Raw genomic sequence first — 20,344 nt, forward strand, 5'->3', positions numbered from 1 at the left:
ATCATCCATCGCAACCGCTCCAGTAACTTGACCCGATCTGATCGTCTCAATAGACTCGTGAAAACTCGCAAGAACCTTAGTGAAGATATTGTCTTAGCGCATCGGAACCGAGTGTCGGTGTCGCGCGTCTAAGCAAGACAGCCAGCATCGCTGCTGCTGTTTGGAAGTGATCTGGAGATTCTGGAATGACGAAACGCTACAATGTCCTGACGCGCTGCCTGGCGGCGATCGCTTTGCTGTTCGTCTATGTCGCGAGTTCGTCCGCCATTCTGTTGGGCGCGACGACGACGCCGGCACAGGCGCAATGGCGCGGACGCGGCTGGGGCTATCGCGGCGGTTGGGGCTACCGCGGCGGCTGGGGATACCGCGGCCGTGGCTACTATCCCCGCGGCTACTACGCGCCCGGCCCCCGTTGCTGGTGGACCCCGCGCGGCGTTCGCGTTTGCCGGTGGTAACAGCGTCCGGCCCCGCGTAACCGAAATCCACAACACGACGTCAGGTACGCCGGTCCCGGCGCACCTGATTTTTTTATGCCAAGGGATTTCCGCTTGCCGGGCAAGAAAGAGCCCCGGATGACGCCGGGGCTCCAGTCCACGGGAGAGAACTGCGGAAGCCATGAGATCGACGGCGAGCCGCCTGCCCGGTCGTCGATCACGCTTACGACCACTGCGTGTATGAGAGCAGATTTGAGAGCCTAAGGCTGTAGCCGCGAGGCAACAATCCACCAGTAATGATCGGCACGCCGATGTTCCCGCAATGCGATGGCGAGGCTAGCCATCGATGATTGCGACCGCCCTCGTCCATCCCGCCGACGCGCGCTCGATCTTCACCGGGAAGCACGACACCATGAAGCCGGTGGACGGAAGCTGCTCGAGATTGTGCAGCTTTTCGATATGGCAGTAGCCGATGTGCCGCCCGGCCTTGTGACCTTCCCAGATCAGGCTGGCGTCCTTCGTCTCGGCGTACTTCTTCGCGGTGTAAACAAACGGCGCATCCCAGCTCCAGCCGTCAATGCCGGTCAGCCGCACACCCCGCTCGAGCAGATACATCGTCGCCTCGTAGCCCATGCCGCAGCCGGAATTGACGTAGTCGGGGCGGCCGTATTTGGCGCCGGCGCTGGTGTTGACGACGACGATCTCCAGCGGTGACAGCGTGTGGCCGATGCGCTTGAGCTCGGCCTCAACATCCTTCGCGGTCGCGACGTAACCATCCGGCAGGTGCCGGAAGTCGAGCTTCACGCCCGGCTGGAAACACCACTCCAGCGGCACCTCGTCGATGGTCCAGGACCGCTCGCCGCGGTTCATGGTCGGATGGAAATGCCAGGGCGCATCGAGGTGCGTGCCATTGTGGGTGGAGAGCGAGACCTGCTCGACGGCCCAGCCCTGCCCATCCGGCAGATCCTCGGCCTTCAATCCCTCGAAGAACTGCAACATGCGGGGCAGGCCTTGCTGGTGGTCGATATACTGGATGGTCGGGTGATTGCCGGGCGGATCGGCCGGAACGTCATTCTGCAGTGGAACGGAGATGTCGATCAGTCTGCGCGCCATGGCGGTCCTCACGGATTGTTCTTGTCGGGGCAGCCTTACCCTGCCAGCCCGCTCGCTCGATCGGCAAGCCACATCCGCTCGACCCGGCGTGCGTGCGACCGCCTGGCCGGCCGCGACCGTCCTTGGTACGGACACGCCTAGCCGCTCAAACAGCGTCCAGATGACCTGAGATGGGATGAGGTGAATGGTCGGGGCAGCTGGATTCGAACCAACGACCTGCAGTACCCAAAACTGCCGCGCTACCAGGCTGCGCTATACCCCGACATTTCCGAGAAGCCTGTCGATACACGCATAAATCGGCGCCAGCAAGGCACCCTGTCGGGTCTTTCAGCGGCCCTTGAACAGGGGATGCGCCACCCGGTCGCCCGGCTGGATGCCGTATTTCTGCGCGGTCCCCGCGATCACCTCCAGGACGCCCTTCGCGAGCCCGCGCGAGGGAATGATCTTCGTCGACATCGGCTCGGTGTTCTCGGCGATGCGCAGGATGCGGCCATCGGCACGAATGAAGATCATGTCGAGGGAGATATAGGTGTTTTTCATCCACATCGACACCTCCTGCTCCGGCGAGAAGTCGAACAGCATGCCTTTGCCGTCGGCGAGCTCCTTGCGGTACATCAGGCCGGTTTCCTTCTCCTGCTCGGTGGTCGCGAGCTCGACCGAGAAGACGTGAACGCCTGATTTGGTGACGATCTCGAGCGGCTCGAAAGTCGCGGCCTGTGCCCGCGGCCCGGCCAGCGCGCCGAACAGGATGACGAGCGCGGCTACCAGCCAGCGACGGAGCCGCTCACCAACACGATCAAACTTCATCGATAAATACTCACGCCGGGGAGATTTTGTCCGGGCGGACCCTAACCCGACGATTGCGGCAAATGCCAGAGCCTCGGGGACCGCCTGACGGCTCACGTTTCCGTCAGGACGCTCTCCTCACCCATGGCTAGTGCGACGACAGTGCCGACGGGCCGCTCTCGGGATGGATCTCGGCAGCCATCATGCCCTTGGAGCCGGGCCCGAACCGCACCAGCACATACTGACCGGGGCGGAGTTCGGTCATGCCGAACCGACGCAGCGTTTCCATGTGGACGAAGATATCCGGCGTGCCTTCCCCGCAGGTCAGGAAGCCGAAGCCGCGCAGCCGGTTGAACCACTTGACCTGCGCGCGCTCGAGCCCGCTGGTCGGCGTCACGGTCACGTGCGTTCGCGGCGGCAACATCTGCGCCGGATGGATCGCCGTCGACTCGTCCATGGAGACGATGCGGAAAGCCTGATACCCCTTCGCGCGCTGCACGCATTCCACCACAAGGCGCGCGCCTTCATAGGCGGTCTGATAGCCGTCGCGCCGCAGCACCGTCACGTGCAGCAGCACGTCGGGCCAGCCATTGTCGGGAACGATGAAGCCGTAACCCTTCGACGCGTCGAACCACTTGATGACGCCGGAAATCTCGACGAGGTTGGCAGCGGCGTCGCCAAGTCCGGAGAACGCGTCGATCGCAGGATCGCGCGGCGCGCCGCTTGCATACTCGCCCGATCCAAATCTGTTCTGCCCGCTTCCGCTCGCCGGCGGTCCGCCGAGCTTCTTGGACTCAAATCCGTCCGACCCCATGACCCCGGACCCCACACTTCAATTGCAATTTGCCGTCGTTACGGCGACGCCTGAACACGCTGCTACCCATCACCAACTCACGAGAACGCTGCGCGAATCTCGAATCAAAAGATAACACTCCCGCCTGCCGCGCATAGCTAAAAAACCGATCTGCCGGGAACTATGAACAGGCTTGCACAGCCGCGAATCAAGCGAGCATCAATTGCCCACGAATGGACCGAGCGTCTCGCCGATGTCGTGGCGGATCACGAGATCGGCAATGTCGTCCTGATCGGTCGGCTCATTATTGATGATCACGAGCCGCGCGCCGCAGTTCTTCGCCATCATCGGAAAGCCCGCGGCCGGCCACACCACAAGTGAAGATCCGATTGCGAGAAACAGATCACAATGCTGAGAGAGTTCCGTCGCGCGCATCATGGCGTCCTCGGGCATTGCCTGCCCGAACGAGATCGTTGCAGTCTTGACCGGATCGCCGCAGTCCGCGCAATCAGGTGCGCTGCCCGTCGCGTCGAATTGCTGCCTCACCCACGGCAGATCGTAGGACTTGCTGCAGCCAATGCAGCGCGCGTAGGTTGTATTGCCGTGCAGCTCGACAACATCGCCCGCCTTGAAGCCGGACGCCTGATGCAGATTGTCGATGTTCTGCGTGATGACGCCAGGAACCTTTCCGGCCCGATAGAGCGATGCAAGCGCGCGGTGGCCTCGGCCTGGACTGGCTGCCGCAAAGGTCGGTTCCATCGCAAAGCGGCGGCGCCACGATTCATCGCGCGCGTCCCGGCTGGCGACGAACTCGTCGAACGGGATCGGCCGGTTGCGGCTCCAGATCCCGCCGGGCGAGCGGAAATCGGGAATGCCGCACTCGGTGGAGATGCCGGCGCCAGTGAACGGAACGATAGTCGATGCCTCGGCTATCATGTTGCCGAGTTCTTCGACGCCGCTCCGCAGGTCTTTTGCAATCACGTGAAATGATCCGGTTGGTCGCTCCGACTATAGCACGGTCCGATCGGTTGCCAGATCGGTACGCAATGAAGACACAGCGCCGCCGGGCAAGTCGCCCTGGCGGACGGATCGCAAGCTTGCGAGTTCTTCGCTGCCCCGGTGCGTCCAGACTTGGCTGACGAGAAGCCCGCCACTGGTTGACCACATTCCCGCAACGCGAGCTCCGCACTCACGCCAAGATCACCCCTGCCTATGCGCCGCGGGGCAGCGCCACCAAGAGGATGGGCAATGACTGACAAGGAAGAGGCGGTCGCGCGTGAACGCGACGAGATCGCCGCACGCGTCGCCAGTTTCCGGGCAACACAACAAAAGTTCGAGCGCGATCGTCAGGAATATTACGCCAACACGCTCGGCAACGCCTGGAGCGGATTTCAACGCAAAACGGTGTGACATCGTACGACGTCGGCAAGGTCCATGACGTGAGCTGGTGCGTTCCCTCACGACAGTGACGCAGCCTGCGTGCGCAGATCACGCCGACAAGAGACTACGCCGCGCGATCGGCATCCCGACCGATCGCCACCGATGCGGAATCGAAAAGCCCGAAGCGATGTGCTTCGGGCTTTTGGCTATCACCAATAATGGTGCCAATAATAGCGCCGGTAGTACGGGCCGCCGTAGTACCCACCATAATAGGCGTAGGGTCCCGGACCATAATAGCGCGGCCCGTAGTAGCGCGGCCCATAGTAGTATCTGGGATAGTAACCCGGCCCGTAGTAGTAGGGGCCGTAGGCGCCCGCGACACCTGCAGCGATCGCGCCGGCGGCCAGGCCGAATGCCAAGCCTGGCCAGATACCGCGCGCCTGCGCTGGCGCGCTGACCATGGTCGCGCCAACCGTCGCGACCGTCGCCAGAACTGCCAATCCCTTTTTCATGCGCAACCTCCTCACATGATCTGACGAATTGACGACTGACGAATAACGCAAATCGCACAGCGGCGGTTTCAGATCGGACCTCGAACGGAACCGCCGAGTTCCATAGCCATGCGATTGCGCAGAGCTACCATCGGTTAGTGTATGAACAAAAAAACAACCTTGGGGTTAAAAGCTAGAGCCAAGAGAGGGTTGGCAGCATGCCAGCGTGGATGGAACTTCTGCTGAACGTATTGGGCTTTGCCGGCTTCATCGGCATTGCGATGTACCACAAGCATCCGAACGGGAAGCTGCCCGACTAGCGACCGAAGGTTGCTATGCTAACCCGGCTTGTGTCGGTCACCTGCGGACTGGCCAGCGTGGCAGGTCGGCCGATGCGAAAATCGTCCACTGCTTGTTCAGCAATTATCCGCAGCAAATCCACAGCGGCGAGAACGGAATTCACCAAGCAAATACAATATCCTTGCTGCGCACATATCCACAGCGTTCGCGTCGTGAGCTCTCATGCGTCCGCCAGCCATTTCAGAGTGGCCCGGAAACTCAGGCTGCGCGTTCCCACCAGCACCGTGCCAAACGCATCCGCGCCATCTTCTCCAAACGTTCCGGAGAAGCCGCTGTGGACCTCCTGCCCGCCCGCCAGGGGGCGAACGAATGGATCTGGTAGCGGCGTGTGCTGGCTGGTGCTGAGATGGCCCTTCCAGGTCCCGTCGCCGACGGTGTAGGCGCCGATCGACCAGAAATAAGGACCGCCGCCGATCAGGACGCCATCGCGCAGGATCAGGATGCCGCTGTCGCGTCCCTTCACGCCGTCGGTCATGTGCATATGAACTGAGTAAAGCCCGTTCTTCATCGCTCGTGTCGTCTGCCTCCGTGCGGCATTATTGCGCGAACCGGGACGATCTGCGAGCGGCGGCATGCCGCGGTTCGTTCACCCGGCAGAGCCGGTGGGAGGCCCGGGTTCCCCGCCAGCATTTATTCACAAATCGTTAAGAGCGCGCTGGCAAGGTCGGGCCGGAGGAAAGTCATGCTCATCTATCCGGTGCCTGCCGAAGTGACACGAGCCAGAGTGCAGCTCGTCGCCGACCAGACCGCGAAGGCCGAGCCCCGCATTGTCAGCGAGGACGTGCTGGACGTGTTCGCCGCCAAGAACAAGGCCGACCGCGACGCCGTGGAGACCATCCTCGACATCAAGGCGTAATCTGCCGCAGCCTCGGCACCTGTCGGCCCGTGTCGAGGCGTGGCGGCCTTTCCAAATCGTGACCGCGCGCATGCCGGACCGGCTGGATAGCGCCCTGCCGCAGCAAGCGTTTTGCTGCTATTGAGGGCGCGAACCATCCAACCAGAACCGTCTCCGGAAATCCAGGGAGCCCCAACCATGCGCTATCTTCACACCATGCTGCGCGTCCGCAACCTCGATACGGCGCTCAAGTTCTATCAGGACGCCTTGGGGCTGACGGAAGTCCGCCGCATCGACAACGACAAGGGGCGTTTCACACTGGTGTTCCTTTGCGCGCCCGAGGACGTGCATTTGCTCAAGGCGCTGCCCCAGACTCGCGGCGCGCCATTGGTCGAACTCACCTACAATTGGGATGAGGAGAAATATGGCGAGGACCGTTATTTCGGTCACCTCGCCTACGAGGTCGACGACATCTATGCGACCTGCGAGAGGCTGATGAAGATGGGCGTCACCATCAACCGTCCGCCGCGCGACGGCAACATGGCGTTCGTGCGCTCGCCCGACCTGCACTCGATCGAGCTCCTGCAAAAGGGCGATCCGAAGCCGCCGGCGGAGCCCTGGACGTCGATGCCGAACACCGGCCACTGGTAAGCCTTGTACAAATTCCACGTGCACGTCCGCCATCCCGCCTACCGCCTGGCGGTGAAGGCGGACGCGTCCTTTCCGTCCGCGACAAGTGAAGGCGAGTGGCTGACGCGCACGCGACGCGCTGACGACGTCAATCCCGAGGTGCGCGAAGCCGTCGATCGCGACGGCTACTCATTATTCAGGATCGGGCTCTCACTTTCCGAGCTTCCACCATCCTGAAAACACACGCGCGACCGCGCCTTGTACATGAGACCCTGCCTCTGCGCAGCGAGGTGTCGATTTATTGCTCCTAATACAATTCATCGAGCGCTTTTCGTAGACGACTGCGCTAAGAACACGGGCCGAGCACAACCGCGGGAGAGAACGCGTGACCGACAGCAAGCCGCAACTGACGATCTGGGGCCGGGCCAATTCGGTCAACGTGCAGAAAGTCCTGTGGTGCCTCGCCGAGCTCGACCTGCTCTATCAGCGCATCGACGCCGGCATGCAGTTCGGCAAGAACGATCAGCCCGAATACCTCGCGATGAACCCGAATGGTCGTATCCCGACGCTGGTCGACGGCGACTATGTGCTGTGGGAATCCAATTCGGTGATGCGCTATCTCTGCATGGCCCACGGTCAGGGCTCGCCAATTTATCCGCACGCGCCAAAGGCGCGCGCCTCAGTCGACCGTTGGCTCGACTGGACGTTGTCGACGGTGCAGCCGGTCGACCGGCCGGTGTTCTGGGCGCTGGTGCGCACGCCGCCGGAAAAGCGCGACATGGTGCAGATCCAAAAAGACGTCGATGCCGAGGGCGTGGTGTGGCAGGTCGTCGAGGCCCAGCTCGCGAGCCGCCGCTTCATCGAGGGCGACCAGTTCACGATCGCCGACATCGCGATCGGCACTTTTGCGCGGCGCTGGCTCGGCGTCGAAGGCGTCGTCAAGCCGAGGCTGCCCAACCTCGAGCGCTGGTTCGGCGAACTCGGGCAACGGCCGGGCTTCCTCCGTTTCGTCGCACCGCCGATGTCTTAGCAGACGAAAGTCACTCAACGCCCGGTCGACATTCCGCCGCCCACGCTGATGCCGCCACCGAGCTTCACGCAGGTGTCGCTGCCTTCCAGCTTGACGAAGCCCGGCCCGAACGATGCGCAGGGATTGCTTCGCGCCGAGCGTTTCGACGGCAGCGTCTTCCAGGCATCAGGCGGCGTTTGAAACTTCTGCCCGCTGCCCTGCTGCGCGAGCGCGGCCGCCGGAAGCAGCACAGCGGTGATGACGAGGCATGTTTTCAGCATTCGGCCTTTTATCGCGTGCAGCCGGTCCAGGCTAGCTGACGAATTTGACGCCGAACGTCTTGCCGTCCTGCCAGACCACTTCGCAGGCCCGCCCGGTGCGGGCGTCGCGCGAGAACGCCAGCCGCAGCCTCGTCGGCAGCGTGTTGCTGTCTTGGACCGTGATCTTTGCACCCGACGACGACATATCCTCGACGAGACAGGGCCGCGCGGCAAACCCACCTTCAAGGGTGACCCAACCGGGCCGGCGCAGCGATTTGCGCGCGTCGCGCTTTTTGGTCCCGAACATTATCGCATCATCCCCGAAGCCCAGCCCTAATCCCGGTTGCTTGACAATCGATTGCGAAATCGCCGCGGATTGCAGCGATCGAAGTACCGGTGGCCCGCGGCAGCGCTCCCGCCGATCAATGGCGGTGACAATCCCATGAATTTGCAGGGATTTTCGATTGCGCCGAATCCGTTCACGTATAAGCTGAAGAGCAATTTCATTTCGCGAGAACCTCGATGCGATCTCTTTGGTCGCGACTGCTGGCGCTCTGGATCATGCTGGTCATATCGGGAGCGGCAACGGCCTACCTCCTGTTCGAGTCCTTCCAGCAGACGGCGAACGCACGCGTTGCGCGCTCAGAGGAGCTGGTGGCGCGAGCCTGCCGGGACATCGCCGACCGTTACCAATTCCTCGTCTCCGGTTGGACCGGCGGGCCGATTGACGACCGGCTGAAGCAGGAACTTACGAGCCTGGTTCAGGTCGCGCTCTCCAGCGCCATCGGCGTCGAGGGAGGCATCTGGCAGGCCGGTTCGGGCTCTCTGGCCTACGCCTTCCCTTCCTATGAGGGTACCGGTCCGAAGACGGATCTTCCCGCCGCAGAGCTGAACACGATCCGTGACGTCAATGCCGAAGCGGTACGTTCCGGCCAGCCGGCGGGCCGGCAGCAGCCGGCGCGCTCGCAAGTCCTGCTCGTGCACGCCTGCCCGCTCCGCGGTCCCCTGCAGGGCGCCACCGCCTGGACGATGACACGCGCCTTCACTGCGGAGGGGCCGGCCTACACGCAATTGCTGAGCGGGCTGCTTGTGCTTGCACTTACCATCTTCGGCTCGGCGATCTGGCTCGCGCGGGTGCTGCTGTCATGGTCGCGGAAGATTGCGGTGCTGGAGAAAGCACTGGGTAAGAGCGAATTCGGGTCGGTCGACCTTCCAAAACTTCCGCGTACCGGCGAGCAGGAGCTCGACCGGCTGGTTGACGCGTTGAACCAGACAGGCGAACGGCTTGCGCTGGAGCGGCATCGCGCAAGTACAGCCGAGCGCCTTGCCGCCGTCGGGCGGCTGTCGGCGGGACTTGCACACGAGATACGCAATCCGATCGCGGCTATGCGGCTCAAGGCGGAAAACGCGCTCGCCGCGAGCGACGAGGCGCGCAAGACCACCGCGCTGCAGGCGATCCTTCAGCAGGTCGCGCGGCTCGATACGTTGCTCCGCAATTTGCTGCAAATGACCCAGGCCGGCGAACTCAAGTCAACGGAGGTCGAGCTTGCGTCATTTCTGGACAGCACGATCGAACCGCACCGGGAATTGGCAGCGGCCAACGGCCTGTCGCTTGAGACGGGAACCACCGCGCCGAACGATCCGTTGCCTCGCTTTGATCCCTCCCAGATGCAGCGCGCTCTCGACAACCTGATCCTCAATGCCATCCAGAACACGCCGGCGGGGGGGCGCGTTGTGGTGGACGCCCTGCGGCAACACGACAACTTGTTGCTTTCGGTAACCGACACCGGCGCAGGGGTGAGCGAGGAGATGCGCGAGCGGCTGTTCGAGCCGTTCGCCACCGCGCGCGCCGAGGGAACGGGACTCGGCCTTGCCATCGTGCGTGAGATCGCGCGTGCTCACCACGGAGAAGCTCGTCTTGCGCACACTGAGCACGGCGCGAGGTTTGAGATCGAGGTGCCATGGCAAACGTCCTGATTGTCGATGATGACCCGGCGCTTCGCGAAGGTCTCGCGGAGGCATTGAGCGACCTCGGCCACACACCGCAAACGGCCTCATCGGGGCGCGAAGGTCTCGCCGCACTATCCGACGAGGTGGACGCAGTGCTGCTCGATCTCAAGATGCCGGGGATGGATGGCATCGAGGTGCTGCGCCGTATGCGATCGCAGGAGAGCCCGCCCGCCGTGGTGGTGCTCACCGCCTTTGCAAGCGCAGAGAATACCATCGAGGCCATGCGGCTCGGCGCCTTCGATCACCTTACGAAACCCATCGGACGCGAGGAACTGAGAACCCTGATGGAGCGCCTGCCGTCGCGGCGGCGGCCGATCAACACTACGGGCAAGGGCAGCCTCGATACCCTGATCGGATCGAGCGAAGGCATGCGGCGTGTGCAGAAAGCGATCGGCCTTGCCGGTGACAGCCAGTCGACGGTTCTCATTCTCGGCGAAACCGGCACGGGCAAAGAGCTGGTGGCGCGCGCGCTGCATGTGCATAGCCAGCGCAAGGACGACCCATTCATCGCGGTCAACTGCGCCGCAATCCCGCCGGACCTGCTCGAGAGCGAACTCTTCGGCCATGTGAAGGGATCGTTCACGGGTGCGACCAGCGACCGCACTGGCGCCTTTCGCGATGCCGACCGCGGCACGCTATTTCTCGACGAGATCGGTGACATGCCGCTTGCGATGCAGGCAAAGATCCTGCGCGTGTTGCAGGAGCGGATGATCACGCCGGTCGGCGGCAAGCCGATCCTCACCACGGCGCGGGTCGTGACCGCAACTCACCGCGACCTGCCAAAGCTCGTGGCGGTCGGCGAATTCCGCGAAGACCTCTACTACCGTCTCAACGTAGTTCCGATCGCGATCCCGCCGCTGCGCGAGCGGCCGTCCGATATCGTGCCGCTCGCCGAGCATTTCCTTTCGTGGGCTGCGTCTGGACCCCACATCAAGCAGCTCGGTCGCGGCGCGATCGACAAGCTCACGCATTACAACTGGCCCGGCAATGTCAGGCAATTGCGCAACGTCATCGAGCGGGCCTGTGTCCTGACCCGAAGCCACACCATTGAGGCCGACGATATCGACACCGCCGCCGGGGAAAATCGTCCAATTCCGAGCGCGCCTCCGGAGCGCGATCTGCCCGCGGCTGTGGCGCAGCTCGAGGAAGCGATGATCCGCAAAGCGCTCGACGCCTGCGGCGGGAACCGCACCGAGGCGGCGCGGCGCCTCAACATCAACCGGCAGCTCCTCTACACCAAGATGCAGCGTTACGGCCTGATCGGCGGTGATTCGTCAGAAATCCCGACACCTCGCGTCGGAAAAGACGACGATTGAACGACGTTTCCTCCCGCCAACTCCTTGACAAACAAGCACTTCGGCTTTGGCACGCTCGTTGCTGAAGCTTTCGCAGCGGCGGTCACGTCGCCGTTCGATCGACGCCGCGTCGTCACCAACGTCGCAACCGGCAGCAGTATCGCCGACAACGCGCTGCCGCCGCGCGGCTGAGGCCGAGAGCGAATGTCACAACCAAGACGAAGAGGAGACTACGATGCACTGGATTGATCCGAACTGTTTGCCCGAAGCAAAAGGCACCGTCGAACGCTTCGTTCTCAACCCGCACGGAGAGGTCGACGGCTTTGTCATGAACGGGGCGATGCAGGCGCCCGTCCTCGTCCACACGCCACCGCACATGGAGCCTGAGCTCGTCCGCCACGTGAGGGCTGGCGAAGCGGTCTCGGTCCGCGGCGTCCGGCCGCGCAAGGCCGATCTCATCGCAGCGGTCGCAATCACCGCGGCGAACGGAGCGGGCATCATCGATCAGGGGCCCCAGCACGAGCGCGAACATCCCAAGCTCGAAAAGAAGAAGATGCCGGCCGAGGGAACGGTGCGACTGTCGCTGTTCGGTCCGAAAGGCGAACTTCGCGGCGCGCTGCTCGCTGACGGCACTGTGATCCGTATCGGGCCCAAGGAGGCCGAACAGGTTGCCGCGCTGCTTGCGCCGAACGCCAAGATCGCCGTGACCGGCGACGGCCTCGACACCGAACATGGCCGCGTCGTGCACGCCAAGGAGATCGGAGCCAGCAGCCATGATCTCCGTCCGATCAAGCAGGCAAAGCCGAAACTCAAGCACGAGGCAGAGGCCAAGCACGATCGCTCCGCGCACGCCTGAAATCGCGTTCAAAAGGAATTGGCGGAATCACGTCAAGGGTCGAGGCCGAACATGTCCAGCGATTCAAGATCGAGGCGACGTGCCAACCTCGCCCTCGATGCCGCCAATTTCTTCCTCGCCGATGTGCGGGACGGGCTCGGGCCCTATCTCGCCGTCTATCTCCTGACCGAGCAGAAATGGGACGGAGCCAGCATCGGCGTCGCCATGTCGATTGCCGGCTTTGCCGGCATTATTGCACAGACACCGGCTGGCGCGCTGGTCGATGCGACCAGGGCAAAGCGGCTGGTCATGGTCTGCGCAGCGCTGGTCGTCACCTGCGCCTCGCTGATTTTGCCTCTCTGCACAGGCTTCTGGCCGGTTGCAGTGTCGCAAAGCATTGGGCACGCGGCGGGCGTGATCTTTCCGCCGACCATCGCCGCTGTTTCGCTCGGCGTTACGGGTCATCGCGCGTTTGCCGCCCGCGTCGGCCGCAACGAGAGCTTCAACCACGCCGGGAACGCCTCCGCTGCAGCAATAGCGGGCGGCGCGGCCTACTTCTTCGGCCCCCAGGCCGTGTTCTATGTGCTTGGCGTCATGACGATCGCGAGCCTCATCAGCGTGCTGGCGATCCCTGAAGATGCGATCGACCATGACCTAGCGCGTGGGCTGCACGAGCATCGGAGAAACCCGGACGGTGTCCGCGAGCAGCCGTCAGGCCTCGGCATTGTCCTGACGTGCCGCCCGCTCCTGCTCTTTTCGGTCTGCGTAACGCTGTTTCATCTCTCGAATGCGGCGATGCTGCCGCTCGTTGGACAAAAGCTTGCGCAGCAGGATAAGAACCTCGGCACCAGCATGATGGCCGCCTGCATCGTTGCGGCCCAAATCGTGATGGTGCCAATGGCGATGCTGGTTGGGGCGCGGGCCGATCGCTGGGGGCACAAACGCTTCTTCCTTGCCGCGCTGCTCATCCTGCCTGTTCGCGGTGCGCTCTATACGCTGTCGGACAACCAGGCCTGGCTCGTCGGCGTGCAGCTTCTCGATGGCGTCGGTGCCGGCATCTTTGGCGCGATCCTACCAGTGATCGTTGCCGACCTCATGCGCAACACCGGGCGCTTCAACGTCGCGCAAGGCGCGGTCATCACGGCGCAAAGCATAGGCGCGGCGCTCTCCACGACGCTCGCGGGCCTCGTCGTCGTGAACGCGGGCTATAGCGCAGCCTTCCTCGCGCTCGGCGCGATCGCGGCTGTTGGTCTTGCCGTTTGCTGGCTTGCGCTCCCGGAGACGCGTGCGCATTCCGGTTCGGAGACGGAACGAATGACTAGGACGAGCCCATCGACCGCCGGTATCGCCGCGGAATGATTTTCGGCTTTCTCTTGGAGACGACGACGATGCCATCGCACGAAGCGCTTCTGACCTGGAGCATCATTGTCCCGGCCACCGCCGGAGTCATCGTCCGGCCGTTTCGCTTGCCCGAAGCCGTCTGGGCAGTCGCGGGCGCCGTCGCGCTGGTGGTCTGCAATTTCCTGTCCGTGAGCGAAGCACTGCATGGTGTCGCCAAGGGTCTCGATGTCTACTTCTTCCTGACCGGTATGATGCTTGCCGCCGAGCTTGCGAGATACGCGGGCCTGTTTGACTACATGGCCGCATTTGCGGTCGAACATGCCCGCGGCTCGCCGCAGCGTTTATTTCTGCTCGTCTATGCCGTCGGCATTCTCGTGACAGTCTTCCTCTCCAATGACGCGACCGCCATCGTGCTGACGCCTGCGGTCTACGCGGCAACCCGCGCCGCCGGCGCAAGTCCCCTGCCCTATCTGCTTGTTTGCGCGTTCATCGCCAATGCCGCGAGTTTCGTGCTCCCGATCTCCAATCCCGCCAATCTCGTGGTGTTCGGCGAGCGCATGCCGCATCTGTTCGAATGGCTGCGCCAGTTCGCGGTGCCTTCGGTCGCCGCGATTGTGGTGACCTATTTCGTGCTTCGCCTGACCCAGCGCCGCGCACTCGCTGAAGAAAGCCTCGCAAGGTTCGTGCCGCATCCCAAGCTCGGCCGCGACGGCCGGCTCGCCGCAATCGGCATCACCACGCTTGGCTTGGTGCTGCTGACCGCGTCGGCACTCGATGTGCAACTGGGATTGCCGACGTTTGTTTGCGCACTTGTCATGGCTACGGCCGTATTTGGGCTCGGCCGCCAGTCGCCGTGGCCGGTGCTTGGAGGCATTTCCTGGAGCGTGTTGCCATTGGTCGCGGGATTGTTCGTGATGGTGGAAGCGCTGGTGAAGACCGGCGCAGTCGGCCAGCTCGCCGCGTTTCTGCAAGCAGGACTCGAGAAATCACCGACACAAGCCGCCTGGGGCGCTGGAATTGTCACGGCGATCGCCGACAACGTCGCCAACAACCTTCCGGTGGGCCTCGTGGCAGGCGCAGTCGCGGCCAACGATCACCTCCCCGCGCGGGTCCTGAGCGCGATCCTGATCGGCGTCGATCTAGGACCGAACCTTTCCGTGACCGGATCGCTTGCAACGATCCTGTGGCTGGTGGCGCTGCGCCGGGAAAACATCGACGTCACCGCCTGGCGTTTCCTGAAAATTGGTGTGCTGGTGACGCCGCCAGCGCTACTGGCGGCGCTCGCTGCAGCGATCTATTGAGCGGGAATCGCGCGCAGACCATCTATTCGCGTGATGTGCCAGCGTTTTTGGCTGCTAGCCGGCGAATGAAATCGCAGGAAATCGCGGATTCGTGTGGAAAAGCGCGACGTGGCGCGCCACTCAGAGTGAACTCCTACATGATTGAATTCGTCTCATGCAAGCGTGCGACGAAGTCGGCCTTGCGATCGATGATATCGTCTCGACCGTCGGCGAAGACCTGTTCATGACCACCGTGTGGACCTGCGCTTTCGAAGACTTCCTGACTCGTGAGTTCGAGGATGGCGAAAAACGCAATCGACGACTATCTGAAGCGGCGCGGCTGGAAGGAATCTGCGTCGGTGCGCACCTACATGGCCGGGCTGCGACATTCGGTGATGAGCCCTTATGAAGTCAGCGACATTGTCCGCGGCACCTCGTTTCTGGCGCGTGACCTCATCCGCGGCGGCGAGCCGGTCCTGATCAGCGAGCGCAGCGCAACCCAAAGCTTGAGGCCCTGGGCCCCCATTGCCGCCCGTGTCGTCCCGGTGGGATCGCGAATGCAGATCGGTGGCGGTGTCCTGGCATTCGATCACGAGACATCGGGCCTGAGCGAACTGAGGGAGTAAAAAAGGCGCACAGCCCAAGGAAGTGGCGCTCCCTAGCGGAATCGAACCGCTCTCTCCACCGTGAAAGGGTGGCGTCCTGACCGATAGACGAAGGGAGCAAAACTCCCGGCGAATCAATACGTTATACGTCAGAAGCGCCGGACCGGTCGCTACCGGTCACCGGCTGCGACGGGCGAACGTATAGTGGCGATTGGCCGGACGGGCAAGCACCTAGAGGATCTTTTCCCGGGAGCCTGACATGGCCGACAGCCTGCGGGCTTCGCGCAGACCGCCCGCCGGGCGCAGGCCGATCCACCTCACCTGCAGGACAATCCGGCCTCGATCGAGGTCCAGAAGCCGCAATGCGGCGGCGCGTGCGCGTGCGCCCGCGTGCCGGCATGAATCAGAACGGCCACGGCAAGCGCGACAACGATTGCGGGAATGATGGCTCTTCCATACGTCATGGGCCTGCGCATCGAACGACATCGTGGCCTAACTAAGGCCTGCAGGGCATGGCCGGCATTGCGGTCAGGCAGCGCATCTCGCGCTATCGCTGATTAGCGATGCTGGCCACGTCCTGACGGTCGCTCGGCTGTGGCGCTGCCGGCTTGATGCAAGTGCTGCAGATCACGAGCTTGCGTGCGAGCCGATCGTCATCATCCGCAGCCGCGGTCTGTTGGTCGTCCCTCGATTGTGCAACGGTGGCCGACGCATTCCGTGCCTGCCGCTGTGGCGGCGGCAGGTTCGGATCCCGTCCGGCACCGTCCCAGGCCAGCGGCCCCGTCCCTGACGGTGCCGTGGTCGTCATGCCGTATTGCGCATATTGCGCGCAGGCACCGAGTGCGATCGGCAGAAGCAACACTGCGGCCTTGCCGACCCAGTTCCGGATTGAAGACATGATCGAACTCTCACGCTATTCGTACTGTGACCTAAAAGCAGAACCGCTAAGAAATCGTTTGCCGTATCGATCGATCGTCACATCAAACGAAGACCGCATTGAGGCGCGCAGGAAAAAGGAGCCCGATCATGGCTGAGATCAACCGTCGCTTCGATGGCGGGCGTGTGCTCGCCGACCTCAACGCGCTTCGGGCGATCGGCGCCTACAAGACCGGCGTGCACAAGCCGACGCTTTCGGAACCGCATGTCCGCTCGCTGCACTGGCTCGCGCAGCGGCTGCCCGAGGCTGGCCTCACCGCAACGATCGACGGCATCGGCAATTTTCTCGGCACGAGCGCGAAGACTGGCTCGAAGCTGCTGGCCGGTTCGCATCTCGAGAGCCAGAACCATGCGGGCTGGCTCGATGGCCCGCTCGGCGTGATCTACGCACTCGAGGCAGCGCGCGTCATCAACGCCGATCCGGGGATAGAGGGCGCCGTCGAGGTCGCGGCCTGGTGCGACGAGGAAGGACATTTCGGGCATTTCCTCGGCAGCCGATCCTATGTCGGCGCTGTGAGCGAAGCCGAGATCGATGCCGCACGCGACCGCAGCACCGATCGCACGATGCGCCAGGCCTTGCATGATGCAGGGCTCTCGGGCCGCCCGCGCTTGCAGGCAGAGCCCCGCCGCCATATCGGCTATCTCGAGGCGCACATCGAGCAAGGCGACAGGCTCGAGAGCGGTGGGCTCAGGATCGGCGTCGTCACCTCCATCGTCGGGATTTGGCAGTACCGGATCACATTCACCGGCGAGCAGAACCATGCCGGCACCACGCGGATGGCGATCCGCAGGGACGCCGGCCTTGCGCTCGCAAGGTTCTGCGTCGCCATCGACGACCGCTTCCCTGGCTTATGCGGACCGCGCACGGTCTGGACCACGGGCCGCATCACGCTGGATCCCGGCGCGCCGAGCATCATTCCGGGGCGCGCCGAGATGCTGTTTCAGATCCGCGACGACGATCCCGCGGTGATCGCGCGCCTGGAAGAGCATCTGCGCCGTATGGCGGCCGACGTCAGCGCGCAAGGCCGTTGCAGCGTCGAGGTTGAGCGCATCAGAACGGGCGCACCGGCGATGATGAACGAGGCGTTTCAGGACGCGATCGAAGCCGCCGCTGCGACCTTCGCCAGCGGCCGGTCGATCCGGATGCCGAGCGGTGCCGGGCACGACGCGCAGATTCTCGCCACGATCATGCCGGCCGCCATACTCTTCGTGCCGTCGATCGGCGGCATCAGCCATCACTGGAGCGAAAATACCGAGGACGCCGACATCATCACGGGCGCCGAAGTGTTCGTCGAAGCCTGCCGGCGCCTGTTAACCGCCTGACAGTCGTGGCTCTCAGCTCCGACCGCCGCCTCGGTGGCCAGATCTCAGCGAAGCCAACGCTTGCGACCACGTTACGGTCCCTCTTCGCACAGTGAAGAAGACGTACAGTAAATAGGCATCGATCAGGATCGTGCCCGCCATGACGCTGTAAGCCCACGGACTTGTCATCAGGTTCAGTTCGATCAAGACACGAGACAGACCGAATCCCACGACCCATCCGTCGAAGCTCATGCATATCCGGCGAAACGTCTCGGCATCCAGCCGTCGAATGAGATAGGCGCCGAGCGGTATGCCGACGAGAACGCAGGGCACGATCACAAACAGGATGCTCCGGCTTTCCTCGATGAACAGGCCGAGCCTGTAATACGCGATCGCAGTCAGACTGGACTCTGCCACCCGGACCAGCGCGAGCCCGGCGCGAAACTCATCTTTGACGAGGCCCTGGTTGTTGAACAGAATTGCCAGCGGCGGTCCCGAGATGGTCGTGACCGAATACAGGATCCCGAGCGTCGTTCCAAAGGGCAAACCGACGAGCCATTTCGACTGGATCGGCTTCCGCCAACCGGCTGCCTGCAGCAGGATGAGGGGCAGGATAATCGAGTAGGTGGCGAATTTGGTCCAGCCGGGTTGCAGCGAAGTCAGAGCAAAGGCGCCGATTGCAATGCCAGGCAGCATGCCGATGAGAATGGGCAGCACGCGCCTCCAGACCGCCGGAACGCCGCTCAGATTGATGCACAGAACGTATAGATTGACGAAGACCTCGACGAGAACGACGGCAGGATTGAGGACGCGATTGGTGTAGAAGACGAGTGCGACCGGCACGGTAAGCGACGAAAATCCGTAACCAAGCGCACCGTTCACGAAGGCCGCAAGCAGAGCGATCACGGCAAGAACGATCACAGCAGCATCAATCGAAGGCATCTTTGGCGTTTACCGTATCGGCGACAGTCGGTGTTTCGGCGGCATTATAGCGCAACGAAAGCGGCGCGGCGCCGAAACTTGGACCCGTGGCGGGTAAGAGGCTCGCCGCGGTTTGTGGAGCGGTGATATCGTCATGGTGTCGGTCTCTCTGCCGAGCAAGTTGGCCTGACGGCCATTGTCGATTGCAAACCATCGTCTGGGTGCGACACGCCGCACTTCGCCTCGCCCACGCGGTTTGCGAAATTCAGCGCGACGAAATCGAATGCGAAACAGTTCGGCCCTAGCGTCTCGTTCCACAGCCACGTGGTGTCATGCTGTGAGCCCCGGCCAACGCGACGAGCGTGCCCTCGGGAAACGGAACAATTTTACCGAGCCTGAACGCATCTTGTCGCCCGTCGGCGCCGCACGATTCATGCGAGCCACATTCTGGACGAGATTGGAAAACCGTATCATGCTGAAAAAGGGCGCGTGGAACCGGGACAGATGGACCCGGCGATCGGCGCCCGTGGCAAACCGGTCTCGCACGGGATCGAGCCCTAGCCGGGTCGGCCGGCCTGATCGGTGCCGCCGATTTGCAATCTGCTGAACTTGCTGCCATTTCTTGGGCACGCACCGCTTTGGTGCCATCAGAGGGGCCATCCGGCTCATGTTGTTGCTTGAGTCGCTTCCGACTGTGATCGGCGCTGCCGCCATCGCACCCGCGTTGCTTGTGCTGTGGCTTGTCATCGCGGCCGACGAACGCCCTGGGCCGCCGGCGCAGGTGTGGCTTGCATTCGTGCTCGGCGCAGCCAGCATCTCACTGCTTGGGCTGGCGCGGGTGCCGTTCAATGCGCTGCTCGCGATCCCCGGCGATCCCTGGATCACGCAGGCGATCCGCTCGCTGTTTGGCGTCGCCGCTCCGGAAGAAATCGTGAAGGTGCTTGTCATCGTCGTCGTCTCGTCGCGGCGCCGCGCCTTCGCCGATCCGATGGACACGGTGGTTTACGGTGCCGCTGCCGGGTTGGGGTTCGCCGCCTACGAAAACCTCGCTTATCTCGTCCTGCACAAGGACATGTGGCGCGCGCTGGCAGCCTTGCGCAGCGTCCTCACCGTGCCGTTCCACGGCTCGCTCGGCATCATCGCCGGGGCCTATCTTGCGATCGCGCGCTCCGGCGGCGCGCTCGGCGCGCACCGCGGCAACCGCGACTGGGCGCGCATCACGAGTTGGGCGCTCGTGCTGGCCGCGCCGATCGCACTGCATGCGGCATTCGACTTTCCGCTGCTGTCGCTGCAACGCATACCCGATCTCACGTCGACCGAGCGGCTGCTGCTGGGTTCGGCAAGCGTGCTGATCGGCTTCTCCTCGATCGGATTTGCGGTCCGGCTGGTGCGGCGCGTTGGCAAGCATCACGCGCCGCGCACCCAGGTTGCGCGCGAACGGCTGAGCCAATTGCGACGGATGTGGGCGCTGCTACTGATCGGCGGCGGCGCCGGCTTTGCCGGCGTTGCCTTTCTGCTCACCTCGCTGCACCACTGGTACGTCAATCCGGAACGCAACGCGTCGTTCATCCTGGTCCCGATCGGCTTCACGTCGATCCTGATCGGCCTTGCGCTCCTGGTCGCGACCGGCGCAGTCTACTTCCTCGGCCGCAGCCGGATGCGGACGGCGGCGGAGGGCTTTTCGTCGGCATCCGGTCCGGGTTAGGATCGCATTGCACGCGCCTAGCG

General features: G+C 63.3%; 26 protein-coding genes and 2 tRNA genes. 15 read left to right on the forward strand and 13 right to left on the reverse strand.

The annotated features are described in order from the left end of the window. Positions 1–185 precede the first annotated feature (185 nt). Positions 186–455, forward strand: coding sequence for a hypothetical protein (locus tag P6U30_RS19690; RefSeq protein WP_407146386.1), 270 nt, complete (start codon positions 186–188; stop codon positions 453–455). A 315-nt stretch (positions 456–770) separates the two neighbouring features. On the opposite strand, the gene P6U30_RS19695 is transcribed toward P6U30_RS19690, so the two are convergent. The 5 genes from P6U30_RS19695 to P6U30_RS19715 form a co-directional block, all read right to left on the reverse strand. Next, positions 771–1,547, reverse strand: coding sequence for a cyclase family protein (locus P6U30_RS19695; protein WP_407164614.1), 777 nt, complete (start codon positions 1,545–1,547; stop codon positions 771–773). A gap of 185 nt (positions 1,548–1,732) precedes the next feature. Beyond that, a tRNA-Pro gene (locus P6U30_RS19700) sits at positions 1,733–1,809 on the reverse strand. Between the two features lie 65 nt (positions 1,810–1,874). After that, positions 1,875–2,354: a DUF192 domain-containing protein gene (locus tag P6U30_RS19705; protein ID WP_407164615.1), complete on the reverse strand. Its 480-nt coding sequence runs from the start codon at positions 2,352–2,354 to the stop codon at positions 1,875–1,877. Between the two features lie 127 nt (positions 2,355–2,481). Beyond that, entirely contained in the window at positions 2,482–3,147 is a 666-nt protein-coding gene (locus tag P6U30_RS19710; RefSeq protein ID WP_407146389.1) for a cold-shock protein, read from the reverse strand. Positions 3,148–3,345: 198 nt separating this feature from the next. Further along, positions 3,346–4,107, reverse strand: a complete 762-nt coding sequence (locus P6U30_RS19715; protein ID WP_407164616.1) for an SIR2 family NAD-dependent protein deacylase — start codon at positions 4,105–4,107, stop codon at positions 3,346–3,348. Positions 4,108–4,374: 267 nt separating this feature from the next. Between P6U30_RS19715 and P6U30_RS19720 the strand changes: the two genes are divergently transcribed. Then, a complete protein-coding gene (locus P6U30_RS19720) occupies positions 4,375–4,536 on the forward strand; it encodes a hypothetical protein (RefSeq protein ID WP_407164617.1) in 162 nt (53 codons plus the stop codon). Positions 4,537–4,715: 179 nt separating this feature from the next. Here the strand turns inward: P6U30_RS19720 and P6U30_RS19725 are convergent, their stop codons facing one another. Together P6U30_RS19725 and P6U30_RS19730 are read right to left on the reverse strand one after the other, a co-directional pair. After that, complete coding sequence (locus tag P6U30_RS19725; protein WP_407164618.1) at positions 4,716–5,018, reverse strand: hypothetical protein; 303 nt, start codon at positions 5,016–5,018, stop codon at positions 4,716–4,718. A 499-nt stretch (positions 5,019–5,517) separates the two neighbouring features. Continuing rightward, positions 5,518–5,865, reverse strand: a complete 348-nt coding sequence (locus tag P6U30_RS19730; protein WP_407146393.1) for a GrlR family regulatory protein — start codon at positions 5,863–5,865, stop codon at positions 5,518–5,520. A 174-nt stretch (positions 5,866–6,039) separates the two neighbouring features. On the opposite strand from P6U30_RS19730, the gene P6U30_RS19735 reads away from it, so the two are divergent. From P6U30_RS19735 to P6U30_RS19750, 4 genes are all read left to right on the forward strand, one after another. Next, positions 6,040–6,213 carry a hypothetical protein gene (locus P6U30_RS19735; protein ID WP_407164619.1) on the forward strand — a complete coding sequence of 58 codons (174 nt, stop codon included), beginning with the start codon at positions 6,040–6,042 and terminating at the stop codon, positions 6,211–6,213. Between the two features lie 177 nt (positions 6,214–6,390). Then, the gene (locus P6U30_RS19740; RefSeq protein WP_407146395.1) at positions 6,391–6,843 is read left to right on the forward strand and encodes a VOC family protein; all 453 of its coding nucleotides are present in this window, start codon (positions 6,391–6,393) and stop codon (positions 6,841–6,843) included. 3 nt (positions 6,844–6,846) lie between these two features. Further along, entirely contained in the window at positions 6,847–7,059 is a 213-nt protein-coding gene (locus tag P6U30_RS19745; protein ID WP_407164620.1) for a hypothetical protein, read from the forward strand. 148 nt (positions 7,060–7,207) lie between these two features. Further along, positions 7,208–7,852, forward strand: a complete 645-nt coding sequence (locus tag P6U30_RS19750; RefSeq protein ID WP_407164621.1) for a glutathione S-transferase family protein — start codon at positions 7,208–7,210, stop codon at positions 7,850–7,852. A gap of 14 nt (positions 7,853–7,866) precedes the next feature. Here the strand turns inward: P6U30_RS19750 and P6U30_RS19755 are convergent, their stop codons facing one another. Further along, the gene (locus P6U30_RS19755; RefSeq protein ID WP_407164622.1) at positions 7,867–8,112 is read right to left on the reverse strand and encodes a hypothetical protein; all 246 of its coding nucleotides are present in this window, start codon (positions 8,110–8,112) and stop codon (positions 7,867–7,869) included. 31 nt (positions 8,113–8,143) lie between these two features. Continuing rightward, positions 8,144–8,398 (reverse strand): PilZ domain-containing protein, encoded by a 255-nt coding sequence (locus P6U30_RS19760; protein ID WP_407164623.1) that lies wholly within the window; start codon positions 8,396–8,398, stop codon positions 8,144–8,146. Between the two features lie 215 nt (positions 8,399–8,613). Between P6U30_RS19760 and P6U30_RS19765 the strand changes: the two genes are divergently transcribed. From P6U30_RS19765 to P6U30_RS19795, 7 genes are all read left to right on the forward strand, one after another. Further along, complete coding sequence (locus tag P6U30_RS19765) at positions 8,614–10,068, forward strand: sensor histidine kinase (RefSeq protein WP_407164624.1); 1,455 nt, start codon at positions 8,614–8,616, stop codon at positions 10,066–10,068. Then, positions 10,053–11,417, forward strand: a complete 1,365-nt coding sequence (locus P6U30_RS19770; protein ID WP_407164625.1) for a sigma-54-dependent transcriptional regulator — start codon at positions 10,053–10,055, stop codon at positions 11,415–11,417. The genes P6U30_RS19765 and P6U30_RS19770 overlap by 16 nt, the downstream gene beginning before the upstream one ends. Positions 11,418–11,441: 24 nt before the next feature. Next, positions 11,442–11,588 (forward strand): hypothetical protein, encoded by a 147-nt coding sequence (locus P6U30_RS19775; protein ID WP_407164626.1) that lies wholly within the window; start codon positions 11,442–11,444, stop codon positions 11,586–11,588. Positions 11,589–11,631: 43 nt separating this feature from the next. Then, positions 11,632–12,252: a hypothetical protein gene (locus P6U30_RS19780; protein WP_407164627.1), complete on the forward strand. Its 621-nt coding sequence runs from the start codon at positions 11,632–11,634 to the stop codon at positions 12,250–12,252. A gap of 51 nt (positions 12,253–12,303) precedes the next feature. Next, positions 12,304–13,590: an MFS transporter gene (locus P6U30_RS19785; protein WP_407164628.1), complete on the forward strand. Its 1,287-nt coding sequence runs from the start codon at positions 12,304–12,306 to the stop codon at positions 13,588–13,590. 29 nt (positions 13,591–13,619) lie between these two features. Next, positions 13,620–14,873: an arsenic transporter gene (locus P6U30_RS19790; RefSeq protein ID WP_407164629.1), complete on the forward strand. Its 1,254-nt coding sequence runs from the start codon at positions 13,620–13,622 to the stop codon at positions 14,871–14,873. Positions 14,874–15,151: 278 nt separating this feature from the next. Continuing rightward, complete coding sequence (locus P6U30_RS19795; protein ID WP_407164630.1) at positions 15,152–15,478, forward strand: hypothetical protein; 327 nt, start codon at positions 15,152–15,154, stop codon at positions 15,476–15,478. A gap of 23 nt (positions 15,479–15,501) precedes the next feature. Here P6U30_RS19795 and P6U30_RS19800 read toward each other — a convergent pair. The 3 genes from P6U30_RS19800 to P6U30_RS19810 form a co-directional block, all read right to left on the reverse strand. Beyond that, a tRNA-Glu gene (locus tag P6U30_RS19800) sits at positions 15,502–15,576 on the reverse strand. Between the two features lie 198 nt (positions 15,577–15,774). Beyond that, complete coding sequence (locus P6U30_RS19805) at positions 15,775–15,921, reverse strand: hypothetical protein (RefSeq protein WP_407146409.1); 147 nt, start codon at positions 15,919–15,921, stop codon at positions 15,775–15,777. A gap of 83 nt (positions 15,922–16,004) precedes the next feature. Next, complete coding sequence (locus P6U30_RS19810) at positions 16,005–16,355, reverse strand: hypothetical protein (RefSeq protein WP_407164631.1); 351 nt, start codon at positions 16,353–16,355, stop codon at positions 16,005–16,007. A gap of 128 nt (positions 16,356–16,483) precedes the next feature. On the opposite strand from P6U30_RS19810, the gene P6U30_RS19815 reads away from it, so the two are divergent. Further along, the gene (locus P6U30_RS19815) at positions 16,484–17,716 is read left to right on the forward strand and encodes a Zn-dependent hydrolase (protein WP_407164632.1); all 1,233 of its coding nucleotides are present in this window, start codon (positions 16,484–16,486) and stop codon (positions 17,714–17,716) included. A 12-nt stretch (positions 17,717–17,728) separates the two neighbouring features. Here P6U30_RS19815 and P6U30_RS19820 read toward each other — a convergent pair whose 3' ends face one another. After that, positions 17,729–18,637 (reverse strand): sulfite exporter TauE/SafE family protein, encoded by a 909-nt coding sequence (locus P6U30_RS19820; RefSeq protein ID WP_407164633.1) that lies wholly within the window; start codon positions 18,635–18,637, stop codon positions 17,729–17,731. A 646-nt stretch (positions 18,638–19,283) separates the two neighbouring features. Here P6U30_RS19820 and P6U30_RS19825 point away from each other — a divergent pair. After that, entirely contained in the window at positions 19,284–20,321 is a 1,038-nt protein-coding gene (locus P6U30_RS19825; RefSeq protein ID WP_407164634.1) for a PrsW family glutamic-type intramembrane protease, read from the forward strand. Positions 20,322–20,344 lie beyond the last annotated feature (23 nt).

Source organism: Bradyrhizobium sp. ORS 111, from assembly GCF_045571485.1.
In the GTDB taxonomy this organism is placed as follows: domain Bacteria; phylum Pseudomonadota; class Alphaproteobacteria; order Rhizobiales; family Xanthobacteraceae; genus Bradyrhizobium.

Bases quoted from the DNA above. Each gene is read 5' to 3' on its own strand.
- P6U30_RS19690 (WP_407146386.1), top strand. From the start codon at position 186: ATGACGAAACGCTACAATGTCCTGACGCGCTGCCTGGCGGCGATCGCT.
- P6U30_RS19695 (WP_407164614.1), bottom strand. From the start codon at position 1,547: ATGGCGCGCAGACTGATCGACATCTCCGTTCCACTGCAGAATGACGTT.
- P6U30_RS19705 (WP_407164615.1), bottom strand. From the start codon at position 2,354: ATGAAGTTTGATCGTGTTGGTGAGCGGCTCCGTCGCTGGCTGGTAGCC.
- P6U30_RS19710 (WP_407146389.1), bottom strand. From the start codon at position 3,147: ATGGGGTCGGACGGATTTGAGTCCAAGAAGCTCGGCGGACCGCCGGCG.
- P6U30_RS19720 (WP_407164617.1), top strand. From the start codon at position 4,375: ATGACTGACAAGGAAGAGGCGGTCGCGCGTGAACGCGACGAGATCGCC.
- P6U30_RS19725 (WP_407164618.1), bottom strand. From the start codon at position 5,018: ATGAAAAAGGGATTGGCAGTTCTGGCGACGGTCGCGACGGTTGGCGCG.
- P6U30_RS19730 (WP_407146393.1), bottom strand. From the start codon at position 5,865: ATGAAGAACGGGCTTTACTCAGTTCATATGCACATGACCGACGGCGTG.
- P6U30_RS19735 (WP_407164619.1), top strand. From the start codon at position 6,040: ATGCTCATCTATCCGGTGCCTGCCGAAGTGACACGAGCCAGAGTGCAG.
- P6U30_RS19740 (WP_407146395.1), top strand. From the start codon at position 6,391: ATGCGCTATCTTCACACCATGCTGCGCGTCCGCAACCTCGATACGGCG.
- P6U30_RS19755 (WP_407164622.1), bottom strand. From the start codon at position 8,112: ATGCTGAAAACATGCCTCGTCATCACCGCTGTGCTGCTTCCGGCGGCC.
- P6U30_RS19760 (WP_407164623.1), bottom strand. From the start codon at position 8,398: ATGTTCGGGACCAAAAAGCGCGACGCGCGCAAATCGCTGCGCCGGCCC.
- P6U30_RS19765 (WP_407164624.1), top strand. From the start codon at position 8,614: ATGCGATCTCTTTGGTCGCGACTGCTGGCGCTCTGGATCATGCTGGTC.
- P6U30_RS19770 (WP_407164625.1), top strand. From the start codon at position 10,053: ATGGCAAACGTCCTGATTGTCGATGATGACCCGGCGCTTCGCGAAGGT.
- P6U30_RS19780 (WP_407164627.1), top strand. From the start codon at position 11,632: ATGCACTGGATTGATCCGAACTGTTTGCCCGAAGCAAAAGGCACCGTC.
- P6U30_RS19785 (WP_407164628.1), top strand. From the start codon at position 12,304: ATGTCCAGCGATTCAAGATCGAGGCGACGTGCCAACCTCGCCCTCGAT.
- P6U30_RS19790 (WP_407164629.1), top strand. From the start codon at position 13,620: ATGCCATCGCACGAAGCGCTTCTGACCTGGAGCATCATTGTCCCGGCC.
- P6U30_RS19795 (WP_407164630.1), top strand. From the start codon at position 15,152: ATGGCGAAAAACGCAATCGACGACTATCTGAAGCGGCGCGGCTGGAAG.
- P6U30_RS19805 (WP_407146409.1), bottom strand. From the start codon at position 15,921: ATGACGTATGGAAGAGCCATCATTCCCGCAATCGTTGTCGCGCTTGCC.
- P6U30_RS19810 (WP_407164631.1), bottom strand. From the start codon at position 16,355: ATGTCTTCAATCCGGAACTGGGTCGGCAAGGCCGCAGTGTTGCTTCTG.
- P6U30_RS19815 (WP_407164632.1), top strand. From the start codon at position 16,484: ATGGCTGAGATCAACCGTCGCTTCGATGGCGGGCGTGTGCTCGCCGAC.
- P6U30_RS19820 (WP_407164633.1), bottom strand. From the start codon at position 18,637: ATGCCTTCGATTGATGCTGCTGTGATCGTTCTTGCCGTGATCGCTCTG.
- P6U30_RS19825 (WP_407164634.1), top strand. From the start codon at position 19,284: ATGTTGTTGCTTGAGTCGCTTCCGACTGTGATCGGCGCTGCCGCCATC.